Annotated in this window: 12 protein-coding genes; 11 read left to right on the top strand and 1 reads right to left on the bottom strand. The window is 65.3% G+C overall.

What is annotated here, in order from left to right; all coding sequences use genetic code 11:
- Position 1 precedes the first annotated feature (1 nt).
- The 11 genes from BVH06_RS03495 to BVH06_RS03445 all read left to right on the top strand — a co-directional run bounded on the left by BVH06_RS03495 (position 2) and on the right by BVH06_RS03445 (position 11,176).
- Positions 2–766, top strand: a complete 765-nt coding sequence (locus BVH06_RS03495; protein WP_075930469.1) for an ABC transporter permease — start codon at positions 2–4, stop codon at positions 764–766.
- Positions 767–792: 26 nt separating this feature from the next.
- The gene (locus tag BVH06_RS03490; RefSeq protein WP_075930468.1) at positions 793–1,776 is read left to right on the top strand and encodes an ABC transporter substrate-binding protein; all 984 of its coding nucleotides are present in this window, start codon (positions 793–795) and stop codon (positions 1,774–1,776) included.
- 17 nt (positions 1,777–1,793) lie between these two features.
- Positions 1,794–2,807 (top strand): zinc-binding dehydrogenase, encoded by a 1,014-nt coding sequence (locus tag BVH06_RS03485; protein ID WP_075933210.1) that lies wholly within the window; start codon positions 1,794–1,796, stop codon positions 2,805–2,807.
- Between the two features lie 83 nt (positions 2,808–2,890).
- Entirely contained in the window at positions 2,891–3,313 is a 423-nt protein-coding gene (locus tag BVH06_RS03480) for a PaaI family thioesterase (RefSeq protein WP_075930466.1), read from the top strand.
- A gap of 4 nt (positions 3,314–3,317) precedes the next feature.
- Positions 3,318–4,106: a VOC family protein gene (locus BVH06_RS03475; protein WP_075933209.1), complete on the top strand. Its 789-nt coding sequence runs from the start codon at positions 3,318–3,320 to the stop codon at positions 4,104–4,106.
- Positions 4,103–5,638, top strand: coding sequence for a class I adenylate-forming enzyme family protein (locus BVH06_RS03470; RefSeq protein WP_075933208.1), 1,536 nt, complete (start codon positions 4,103–4,105; stop codon positions 5,636–5,638). Before BVH06_RS03475 ends, BVH06_RS03470 begins: the two co-directional genes overlap by 4 nt.
- 11 nt (positions 5,639–5,649) lie before the next feature.
- Positions 5,650–6,714, top strand: coding sequence for an ABC transporter substrate-binding protein (locus BVH06_RS03465; RefSeq protein WP_075933206.1), 1,065 nt, complete (start codon positions 5,650–5,652; stop codon positions 6,712–6,714).
- A complete protein-coding gene (locus tag BVH06_RS03460) occupies positions 6,711–8,018 on the top strand; it encodes an acyl-CoA thioester hydrolase/BAAT C-terminal domain-containing protein (protein ID WP_075933204.1) in 1,308 nt (435 codons plus the stop codon). The genes BVH06_RS03465 and BVH06_RS03460 overlap by 4 nt, the downstream gene beginning before the upstream one ends.
- Positions 8,015–8,773, top strand: coding sequence for an ABC transporter ATP-binding protein (locus BVH06_RS03455; protein WP_075933203.1), 759 nt, complete (start codon positions 8,015–8,017; stop codon positions 8,771–8,773). The genes BVH06_RS03460 and BVH06_RS03455 overlap by 4 nt, the downstream gene beginning before the upstream one ends.
- Positions 8,766–9,542: an ABC transporter permease gene (locus BVH06_RS03450; RefSeq protein ID WP_075933201.1), complete on the top strand. Its 777-nt coding sequence runs from the start codon at positions 8,766–8,768 to the stop codon at positions 9,540–9,542. Before BVH06_RS03455 ends, BVH06_RS03450 begins: the two co-directional genes overlap by 8 nt.
- Before the next feature lie 11 nt (positions 9,543–9,553).
- The gene (locus tag BVH06_RS03445) at positions 9,554–11,176 is read left to right on the top strand and encodes a gamma-glutamyltransferase family protein (RefSeq protein ID WP_075933200.1); all 1,623 of its coding nucleotides are present in this window, start codon (positions 9,554–9,556) and stop codon (positions 11,174–11,176) included.
- Between the two features lie 293 nt (positions 11,177–11,469).
- On the opposite strand, the gene BVH06_RS03440 is transcribed toward BVH06_RS03445, so the two are convergent.
- Positions 11,470–11,742, bottom strand: a complete 273-nt coding sequence (locus BVH06_RS03440) for a hypothetical protein (protein ID WP_139315559.1) — start codon at positions 11,740–11,742, stop codon at positions 11,470–11,472.
- Between the last annotated feature and the right edge of the window lie 30 nt (positions 11,743–11,772).

The raw sequence follows: 11,772 nt of genomic DNA, 5'->3' as shown, positions 1-11,772 counted from the left end.
CATGGAAACTGCCAAGCGATTTTCCAGCCTCGCCCTGCAGCGCTTTGCCCTGATCGCCATAGTCGGTCTGCTCTGGTGGTACGCCGCGAGCCGCCTGCCATCGTTCGTTTTGCCGGGGCCGGAGAAGGTCTTCGCCGCGCTCGGCAATCTGCTGCACAGCGACACCTTCTGGCATGACCTGAGTGCCACACTCGGGCGCGTGTTCAGTGGCTTCGCCCTGGCCACGCTGGTGGGCACGCCCTTGGGGCTGGCGCTGGGCAGCAGCCCGGCACTGGCGCGTTTTTTCGAACCGGTGCTGTCAGTGTTCAACACCGTTTCGTCGGCGATCTGGGCGATCTTCGCGATCATCTGGTTCGGCATCTCCGACGCCACCACGGTGTTCGTGGTGTTCATGACCGCCATGCCGCTGATCCTGACCAACGTCTGGCAGGGCGCGAAAACCGTGGAACGGCAATACGTGGAGCTGGCGCGCTCGTTTCGCCTGTCGCGGCTGCAGATCCTGCTGAAGATCTCTCTGCCGAGCATTCTGCCGTACTTCTTTTCCGGCGCACGCCTGGCGTTCGGCTTTGGCTGGCGGGTATCGCTGGTGGCCGAGACGCTCGGTGCCTCCGATGGCATCGGTTATCGCCTGCGCCAAGCCGCGGATCTGGTGCAGAGCGATCAGGTATTCGCTTGGACCGTGCTGCTGGTTGCCCTGATGTTGTCGCTCGAGGCGGGTGTTCTCAAGCCTCTTGAGCGTCGGCTGTTCCGTTGGAAAACCCCCTAGTTCCTCCCTCTATCAAGGATCACTACATGCGTAAGTTGATTGCCGTCGCGGCCCTCGCCGCGAGCGCGGTGCTGCCTCTTGCTGCCCATTCGGCGGACAAGGTCCGCATCGGTTACTGGACCAGCGGCGTGAGCCTGGGCTACGGCTCGGTGCTCGAGTCCAAGGATTTCCTCGCCAAGCGCGGCATCGAGGCCGAGTTCGTGCACTTCCCCGACGTCAATGCGCCGATTCGCGCACTGGCGGCCGGCTCCATCGACTTGGCGTTCGGCGCTCCCTTGGCCGGGGTGTTTTCAACGGCCGCCGAAGGGGTGCCGATCCGCATCTTCGCTGCGACCCAACCGGCCGACGTGCAGTTCGTGGTGCCGGCCGACTCGCCGATCACCTCGCTGGCCGAGCTCAAGGGCAAGAAGATCGGCATGTCGCCAGCTGGCTCGTCGGTGGCGGTGATCGCTGGCGCGGTGCTGGCCGGCAACCATGGCATCAAGACCAACGATTTCTCCCTGGTCGGCGGCAACGAGTCGCGCCTGGCGCAGTTCCTGGCGCAAAAGCAGGTCGATGGCGCGGCCCTGCGTTCGGTCACCATCGCCCAGCTCGAAGACGAATTGAAGGTCAAGCGCCTGGGCAGCTTCGCCGAGGAATGGAAGACCCTCACGCACTCCGAAGCGGTGCCGTACATAGGCGTCGGCACGGTCGCCGCCAAGCTGGTTGACGACAAGCCGGAGGTTGTCGCCCGCGTCATCGCCGGCCTGCGCGACACGCTCGCCTGGGGCAAGGCGAATCCGGATGAGGTCGTCCGCATCCTGCGCAAGAGCGCCAACCTGCCCGAGAAGGATGCCCGTGTGTACGTCGGCCAGTGGGATGCCATGAATCGTATCGCCTTCGAACCGGCCGACATCGAGACCCTGCGACGCCAGCATCAGGTGTTCGTCGAAGGCGGCCTGATCAAGGGTGAACTCAAGGACGACCTGTTCGCCACCGAACCCTACACCCAAGCCAAACACATCCAGTAATCACGGAGACAACGACTGTGAGCAAGACCATGAAAGCCCTGGTACTCGACGAACACGGCGACCTCGACCAGTTGCGCGTCGTGACCAGGCCGATACCGGCAGTGGGCAGCGGACACGTGGTAATTCGCGTTGGCGCATCGTCCTTCAATTACCACGACGTCTTCACCGTGAAGGGCATGCCCGGCATCAAGGTGCCGCTGCCGGTGGTCATCGGCCTCGACCTGGCCGGCACCATCAGCGAACTGGGTGAAGGCGTGGAGGGGTGGAATGTCGGTGACCGCGTGCTGATCAACCCGCTGAAACCCGATGTCGGCCTGATGGGCGAAATGGTCGATGGCGGCATGGCCGAGTACGCTCGCGTCGATGCACGGCAATTGATCCGCCTTCCCGATGCGGTGAGTTTCGAACAGGCAGCGGCCTTGCCGGTGGCCTACGGCACCGCCCACCGCATGCTGATCACCCACAACACCGTGAAAGCCGGGGACCGCGTGCTGATCCTCGGTGCCAGCGGCGGTGTGGGTACCGCCTGCGTGATTCTCGCAAAACTGCTGGGCGCCGAGGTGATCGCCTGTGCCGGCAGCGACGAGAAGGGCAAGCGCCTCAAGGCGCTGGGTGCCGACCACGTCATCAACTACCGCGATACCGACTTCTCCAAGTGGGCCATCGGCCAGTACGGCAAGCCGCAGCGCCGCAACTACGAGGGTGGCGTGGACGTGGTGATCAACTTCACCGGCGGCGACACCTGGCTGCCTTCGCTCAAGTGCATCAAGCGTGGCGGCACGCTGCTGGTGTGCGGCGCTACTGCCGGCCACGACCCCAAGGAAGACCTGCGCTACGTGTGGAGTTTCGAGCTCAACATCAAAGGCTCGAACAGCTTCTACGAAGACAACCTGGTCGGCCTGCTCGACCTGATCGCCGAGGGCAAGATCGACCCGATCATCGACCGCGTCCTGCCCCTCGAACAGGCCGCTGAAGGCCTGGCGCTGATCCGTGACCGGGAAGTGCTGGGCAAGGTGGTCGTCACCCCTTGATCGGCTTGCATCGATCAGCACCGTGCAGTCGCCCGTTTGCGGGCGACTGCACGACCTTCTGAACACTCAACAGGATTGATCTCATGACCGAAACGACACTTCCGAGCGCTGCCGACATTCAGGCCAAACTGCTCAAGGGCCCCTATCACCAATGGCTGGGCCTGCAGGTTCAAGCGGTGGGCGAGGGCAGCATCGAACTCAGTGCGACATGGCGCGAAGAGTGGGTGGTCAACGTCGAGGGTGGTTACACCCATGGCGGCATACTTGCCGCACTGGTCGACCTGACCGCGGACTGGGCGCTGGTTTCCAGGACCGGCAAGGGCGTGCCGACCATCGACCTGCGAGTCGATTACCACCGCCCGGCCAAGGGCGATCTGCGTGCCAAAGGCACGGTCATCAAGTTCGGCAAGCAGTTCTCGGTGGCCGAGGCGCAGGTCTTCGATGGCGAAGGCAACCTGGTCGCCAGTGGCCGCGGGGTCTATGCCACGCCTGCACCGAAGGCGTGATTCCATGAGTGCGGTACTGGATCACCTGGTCATCAACGCGCGCTTCGATCTCGATGGGGCGGCAGAGGTCTTCGCGGGGTTGGGGTTCACCCTCACGCCGCGTGGGCATCATTCCCTCGGCTCGATCAACAACCTGATCATGTTCGCCGAGGGCTACCTGGAGCTGATCGGCTTGCCGGTCGGGGTCGAGCGTCTGCGGCAGGAAATTCTCGACAGCCCCCTCGGCATCGATGGCCTGGTGCTGGCCAGTGAAGACCCGCGCCGCACCCATGCGGCTCTGGTGCAGGCCGGTTTTCTGGTGCAGCCGGTGCAGCATTTCTCCAGGCCGGTGGAGGTCGATGGGGCCTCTGTTGAAGCACGCTTCGGTACCGTCCGGCTGCTGCCTGGGCAGTTCGAGGCAGGCCGCGTGTATTTCTGCCACCACGAAACACCCGAGCTGGTATGGCGGCCCGAGTGGCTGGGCCATGCCAATGGCGTGCACAGCATCGAGCGCTTGACGGTGGTCAGCGAGCAGCCGGTGCACATGCGCGAACTCTTCGGGCGCCTGGGGCGCTTCGATGGGCGTTTCGCACTCGAGGTCATCGACGAGCAGGCCTGGCGCACCCGGGATATTCAGGCGCCCGAGGCCGCACAAGCGCGGCCGGAGCGTTTCGTGTCGATCGGCTTGCGCGGTGGTGACCCGGCGGATCTGGCGCAGCGTGCGGCGAGCCTTGGTTTGCCCCATCGGCAGGCGGCAGACCGGGTGGTGATTGCCATCCCGGCGTTCGCCACCGTACTGGAGTGCCTGGCATGAATCCGCAGACCCGTAACCTGGGCCGCGTGATCGACTCGCAGGCCACTGGCGAGCGACTGGCGTTCATCGGTTTGGACAATCAGCTCAACGAGTCGCGTTGCACCTATGCCGAGCTGGATGCACGGGCCGATGGTATCGCCCATGGCCTGCTGGCCCGTGGGCTGGTGGCCGGAGAGCGTGTCGCGCTGCTGGCTTTCAATTCGCCGGCATCGATCGCTGCGCTGCTGGGCATCATGCGTGCCGGGCTGGTGGCGGTGCCGGTCAACCACCGCTTCCCCAAGGCGCTGATCGACTTCGTCATCGCCGACAGTGGTGCGCGCCTGCTGTTCTGCGATGCGCCCCATGAACAGGTTGCCGCGGGCAGGGCCTGGGTGTCGCTGGAGGCGGAGGGCCTCGAGGCGTTCACCGAGCCCGGGGCGTTCAGCGCCTTCGAACCCGAGGGCGACGAGCCGGCGATGATGCTCTACACCTCGGGTTCCACCGGCAAACCCAAGGGTGTGGTGCTGAGCCACCGCGCCCATTTGTGGATCGTGCGCACCCGATTGCAGGCCACGCCGCTGGCCGATGAGCGCACGCTGATCGCCGCGCCCTTGTATCACATGAATGCCCTGGCCCTGGCGCTGCTGGTGCTGGCCAGCGGGGCCACCGCGGTGCTGCTGCCGCAGTTCGGCGCTGCGGCCTACATCGAGGCGATCCAGCGCTACCGTTGCACCTGGCTGACCGCCGTGCCGCCGATGATCGCCATGATGCTGCGCGAGCAGGCGCTGCTGGCGCATGCCGATCTGTCCTCGGTACGGGTGGTGCGTATGGGCTCGGCGCCGGTGAGTGCCAGCCTGCTGGCGCAGATCCACCGCTTGCTGCCCAATGCGCGGGTCATCAACGCCTACGGCACCACCGAAGGCGGGCCGGTGGTGTTCGGGCCTCACCCCCAGGGCCTGCCCAGCCCGGCGCTGTCGGTGGGGCATGCCCATCCGGACGTGCAGGTGCGCCTGCGTGACGAGGCGGGCGCGCTGGCCGACGAGGGCGTGCTGGAGCTGAAAAGCCCGGGCTTGATGTCCGGCTATCACAACCGAACCGATCTGGCCGTACCGTTCACGGTCGATGGTTTCTATGTTACCGGCGACGTATTTCACCGTGATGCCGATGGCTTCCATACCTTCGTCGGCCGCCGTGACGACATGTTCGTCAGTGGCGGCGAGAACATCTACCCCGGTGAGGTGGAAAAGCTTCTCGAGCGTCACCCCGAGGTGCAGCAGGCCTGCGTGGTGCCGGTCGAGGACGAGATCAAAGGGTTCAAGCCCATGGCCTTCGTCGTCCGGCGCCAGGGCAGTGCTGTCGGGGAGGCGGCCATCAAGGATTTCGCCCTGGCCCATGCACCGGCCTACCAGCATCCGCGTCGGGTGTGGTTCCTCGACAGCCTGCCGCTGGCCTCCACCCACAAGATCGACCGCAAGGCCTTGCTCGACAGGGCTCGGCGAAACCTCCTGGACAGTGACCGGACCACCGGACCGTCTGAATCGCAATCTGCCTAGGACCTACCACCATGCGCTTCGCTATCCGTTCCTTGCTGCCCCTGACGCTGGCCGTTGCCAGCCAAGCCCATGCCCTCGACGAGGTCACCGTCGCCCTGGCCATTCCACCAGCCGTCCACGACGGCGCGCCTTACGCTGCAGCCCAGGAGCTGGGCCTGTTCAAGGAGCAGGGGCTGAGTGTCAGTACCGTGGTGTTCCAGGGCGCCGGCGCCTTGCTTCCGCAGGTCGCCAGCAAGCGGGTGACCTTTGGTTTTCCGGTGGCTGAACCGGTGCTCTCCAGCCACTTCAACAAGAACCCCTTGCCGCTGCGCTATTTCTACAACGGTGTTCCCAGTCAGACCCTGGAGTACCAGGTGCTCGCCGATTCGCCGATCAAGACCCTGGCCGATCTCAAGGGCAAGAAGATCGGCGTCGGCGCCCTGACCTGGGGCACGCTGCCCAACAGCCGCGCAGCCCTGCGCGTTGCCGGGCTGGAGCCTGGCAAGAACGTCGAGTTCGTCGCCGTCGGCGCGCTCGGTGCGGGCTTTCAGGCATTGCGCAGCGGCCAGGTGGATGCGCTCAACTTCAACAACAGCTGGGGCGACATGCTCGAGCTTTCCGGCACGCAAACCCGGCGCATCCAGTACCCCGAGGTGTTTCAGGAAAACCCCGGTAATGGCTTCATCGCGCACCAGGACACCTTCAGCGAAAACCCGGACCTGATCCGCCGCTTTGGTCGTGCCTATACCGAGGCGCAGTTCGTGTGCGAGGTGAATCCGGCGTTCTGCGTGCAGGCGTTCTGGCGCCAGCACCCGGAAAGCAAGCCTGCCGATGCCCAGGGCAAGGGCCTGGAAGATGCCAAGACGCTGCTCAGTCGGCGCCTGCAACGTACCCTGTATTTCCCGGACGGCAGCCCGCGTGTGCCGGGACAATACGACCTGCAGGCGATCCGCGCGGCGGTCAAGGCCATGGCCGAAGCTGGCGAGTTCCCCAGCGCCGAGGTGCCGGTGGCGCAGGTGTTCTCCAACGAGTTCGTGCCGGTGTTCAACGACTTCGACCGTGATGCACTGCGTAAGCGCGCAGAGGCGGCGCAATGAGTCCGGCGTTCGAGATCGACATTGCCGATGGCCTGATCGACCAGCCACGGCGCATTCGCGTAGGGGGGCTGAACCCAGGGCTGGCTTGCCTGACCACCACCCTGGAGCACCCCGATGGCAGCCTCTGGCAGAGCGAAGCCCGCTTCGACATCGGGGCCGACTGTGCGCTGGCTATCGATGCCCAGCTGCCATTCGATGGCGACTGGAGCGAGCTGGAAGCGCTGGCGCCCGTATGGGCGTTGCGGCAACTGAGCCCGCCCCGTAGGCCGCAAGCCAGTGAAGGACTGGAGCCGTTGTCGATTCGCTTGCAGGTCCGCGACGCAGCAGGGGCCAGTGCTTCGGCCACGCTCACCCAGCGCTTTCTCGCCCCCGGCGTAAGCCGCCGGGAAATTCGCGAAGAGGGACTCAGCGCAACCTTGTTCAGCCCCGAGGCTGCAGGCCCTCATCCTTTGGTCATTGTGCTCAACGGCTCGGGCGGCGGCACGCCGGAACAACGTGCAGCGCTGTATGCCGCACAAGGTTACGCGGCATTGGCGCTGGCCTATTTCAAGGCGCCGGGGTTGCCTGAGCACATCAGTGACACGCCACTGGAGTACTTCGAGCAGGCGCTGAACTGGGTGGCGCGCACGCTGCAGCCGCGACACGGTTTCATCGCCGTCGCCGGGCTGTCGCGCGGCGGTGAGCTGGCGTTGCTGCTGGGCTCCACCTTTCCCGAGCGGGTATCGGCGGTGATCGGCTACGTGCCGAGTGCGGTGATCCACGGCACCTTGCGCGCCGGGCGCCCGGAGCAAGCCCGCGACGCCGATGCCTGGACCTGGCGAGGCCAGCCGCTGCGCAATGTCTGGCGCGACAACCCGGCAGCCGACTGGCGGGCCTTCGACCAGCCGCCCGAGCCCGGCGCAGCGATTCGCCAGGCGCCGGCATTCGTGGCGGTGGAGGCACATGCTGCCAGTGTCGAGGCGGCGCGTATCCCGGTTGAGCGTATCAAGGGGCCGGTGTTGCTCATCTCGGGCAGCGACGATGGCTTTTGGCCGTCCAGCGCCTACAGCGAGCGCATCCAGGCCGATCTGCAGGCGGCCGGCCATGCCTGGCCGGTCACCCATGTGCGCGGTGAAGGGGCGGGCCATGCCATCGGCTTTCCGTTCGTGCCGACCACTCAGATCGCGCGGATTCATCCGGTCGCCGGGGTACTGATCAGTGGTGGCGGCACTCCTGTCGCCAATGCCCGGGCCAACCGCGAAAGCTGGCACGCCGTGCTGGCCTTCCTTGCCGATGCGCTACGCGCCCATGAGGCGCAGTCATGAGCGCGGCCCTGACCCTGCAGGACACAGGGCTGACCTACCAGACCCGACGTGGCGAGATCCAGGCCCTGGCCGAGGTGAACCTGTGCATCGAAGACGGCGAGTTCGTGGCCGTGCTCGGGCCGTCTGGCTGCGGCAAGTCCACCATCCTCAAGCTCGCGGCGGGCCTGCTCGAGGCCAGCGTCGGGCAGGTCAGCGTGGCCGGGCAGGGCATCGACGGCCCGAGCCGGCACACTGGCGTGGTGTTCCAGAAGCCCAATCTGCTGCCTTGGAAAACCGTGCTGAACAACGTGCTGCTGCCGGCACGCACCCTCGGCCTGCCCATCACCGAGGCGCGTCAGCGGGCACTGGCATTGCTCGAGCTTGTGGGCCTCGCGCCGTTCGCCAACGATTACCCGTTCGAGCTGTCGGGTGGCATGCAGCAGCGGGTCGGAATCGCCCGCATGCTGCTGCACGACCCGCGCCTGCTGCTGATGGACGAGCCGTTCGCGGCCCTCGATGCGCTGTCCCGCGAGGCGCTGACCCTGGAGCTGCAGCACATCTGGAGCCAGCAGCGTAAATCGGTGCTGTTCATCACCCACAGCATTCAGGAAGCGGTGTTCCTGGCCGATCGGGTGCTGGTCATGTCGCCGCGCCCCGGCCGCATCATCGACGATGTGGCGATCACGCTGCCCCGGCCCCGTAGCCTGGACACCCTGGTCGATCCAACCTTCACTGCATTCTGCCAGCAACTGAGAAGGCACTTCACCCATGCGTAGACTGCTGCCCTTGCTTTACCCCCTGACCAGCCTGGCGGTGTTGATCCTGATCTGGGACCTGTCCGTACGCCTGCTGGAGATTCCCGATTACCTGCTGCCCGCGCCGTTGACGGTTTACCAGGCGCTGGCTGGCGGTTTCGCCGATGGCAGCCTGTGGCCACACATCGGCGTCACCCTGGGCGAGACGCTCAGCGGCTATGCCATTGGTTGCCTGCTGGCGATCACCTTGGGCGCCTTGCTGGCCGAATCGCAGACCTTCGAGCGGTTCGTCTACCCGTTGCTGATCGGCCTGCAGGCAACCCCCAAGGTCGCCCTGGGGCCGATCATTCTGGTGTGGTTCGGCTTCGGCATGACTTCCAAGATCGTGCTGGTGGCGCTGGTCTGCTTCTTCCCGCTGTTCGTCAACACGGTAAACGGCATTCGGCGTACCGACCCGGAGCTGCTCGACGCCTGCCGTTCCTTTTCCGCCTCGCGACTTTACCTGCTGGTCCACGTGAAGTTCCCGGCCGCGGCCGGCGAGGTATTCGCCGGCCTGCAGATCGGCGTGTCGCTGGCGCTGATCGGCGCGGTGGTCGGTGAATTCCTGTCGGCCCAACGCGGGCTCGGTTATCTGATCGCTTCAAGCTCGGTCAGCATGAGCCTCGCGACCATGTTCGCTGGAGTCATCCTGCTGGCCTTCATCGGCCTGTGCGGGGCACAGAGCGTGCGCTGGCTTCAGCGCCGCGTGATTTTCTGGGAGCCGGGCGCCGCCCGGGCCCGTAAACATTGAAGGAGAGTTTCATGTCGTTCGACTGGCGCAACCCCTACCCAACGACCCGTATCCCGTTGTTCGCCCGCAATGTGGTGTCGACCTCCCACCCCATTGCGGCCCAGGCCGGGCTGCGCCTGCTCCTGGCCGGCGGCAACGCCGTGGATGCGGCCATCGCCGCGGCTGCCACCCTGACCGTGGTCGAACCGGTTTCCTGCGGGTTGGGCAGTGATGCCTTCGCTTTGGTGTGGGACGGCGACTCGCTGCACGGGCTCAACGCATCCGGTACCGCGCCCGGCGCCTGGACGCCAGAGTACTTCCGCCAGCGCTATGGCGAGGACGGCCATGGCCATGCGAAACGGCCGGTACGCGGTTGGGATTCGATCACCCTACCCGGTGCGGTAGCCGGTTGGGGCGCGTTGCACGAGCGTTTCGGCAAACGTCCCTTCGCCGAGGTGCTGGCGCCGGCGGTGGAGGTAGCCGAGCGCGGCATCACCATCGCCCCGATCGTGGCGCACAAGTGGGCGGCAGCGGTTCCCGAGCTGCAGGGCCAGCCGGGTTTCGCCGAGGCCTTCATGCCCCATGGTCGGGCGCCGCAGACTGGCGAGAAATTCGTCTTCGCCGACGCTGCGCGCACCTTGCGACTGCTGGGCGAGCAGGGCGCACGGGCGTTCTACGAGGGTGAGATCGCCGAGGCCATCATCGGCCATGCCCGGGCCACGGGTGGCAACCTCACTGCAGCGGATCTACGGGGCTATCGCCCTGAGTGGGTCGCGCCGATTTCACAGCGTTACCGTGGTTACGACGTGCACGAGATCCCGCCGAATGGCCAGGGCATTGCGGCACTCATCGCGCTGGGCATTCTCGAGCACTTCGACCTGGCGGCTCTGCCGGTCGACTCGGCGGCGTCTCAGCACCTGCAGATCGAAGCAATGAAGCTGGCCTTCGCCGACGTTTACCGCTACGTCGCCGACCCGCGCAGCATGGAGGTCACGCCCGAGCAGATGCTCGACCCGGCGTACCTCGCACAACGGGCCAGGGCCATCGACCCGCGCAAGGCCAACGACCCCGGGTTCGGCCTGCCCAAGTCCGGCGGCACGGTGTATCTGAGCGTGGCCGATGAAGACGGCATGATGGTCTCGTTCATCCAGTCCAACTACATGGGCTTCGGTTCCGGCATCGTGGTGCCGGGTTATGGCGTCAGCTTGCAGAACCGCGGTGCCGGCTTCTCCAGTGACCCGGCTTCGGCCAACGTGGTGGCGCCCGGCAAGCGGCCGTTCCACACCATCATCCCGGCATTTCTCACCCGTGACGGTGTAGCGCAGATGAGTTTCGGCGTGATGGGCGGCGACATGCAGCCCCAGGGCCATGTACAGACCCTGGTGCGCATGCTCGATTACCAGCAGCAGCCCCAGGCGGCCTGCGATGCGCCACGCTGGAAGGTCAACCGGGATTTCTCGGTGGACCTGGAGGCCAGTATGAATGCCGATGCCGTACGCGGGCTGGAGGGATTGGGCAACCGTCTGAAATCCGTGGAAGACCCATACATGGACTTCGGTTCCGGGCAGTTCATCTGGCGGCTGTCGGATGATCCTGCCCATGGCTATGTGGCTGCCAGCGATAGTCGGCGAGACGGACAGGCTGTGGGGTTCTAGTTCAGAAGCAGGGCAGCACTCGCGTGCCGGGATGTTGATCGGCACAAGGGTGCATGCCCAGAAAACGTACAGACGTGCACGTGGGCGCTTGAGTCATAGAGCGGCTGTCAGGCCGTAACTCTGCTCAGCCTTTGGCACCTGGTGTGCCAAAGGCTATTGCTCAGTCGTACAAACAAGGTGGACGTGCATACCCGTGATTGGTCTCGCTGCCGTGCGCAGATGAACAGCGGATGCTCGCGGCCCGCTGCGCCAGTCCGATTGGGCCCTGTATGTCACGCGGCAGTTGCTGATCGCTAATCTGCTCCAGCGGTACCTGCAGTTGGCCACCGGAAAGCTGCTTCGACCATCTCGCGACGCTCCAGCGACTGCACACAGTTGAGCTGCAAGCTGATGATGTCGCCATTGGTCTTGGTGCAAAGAGCTAGAGTCGTGGCGTTTTCGTTCCAGGTGGTGTGTTCCGGCTGGTTGGCACCGCGCAAGTGCGAGCCGTCGATCTGCAAAGCGCTGTTCCTGATCGAATAGACCAGAAGCGTTTGACTGTTTACCACTGAACAGTCAATCAGCATTGCTGTGGTCGTCTATGCATCTCTCTTGTT

Source organism: Pseudomonas sp. PA27(2017), from assembly GCF_001945445.1.
In the GTDB taxonomy this organism is placed as follows: domain Bacteria; phylum Pseudomonadota; class Gammaproteobacteria; order Pseudomonadales; family Pseudomonadaceae; genus Aquipseudomonas.
The sequence above is the reverse complement of the archived record's forward strand: the minus strand, read 5'-3'. Positions and strand labels throughout refer to the sequence as shown.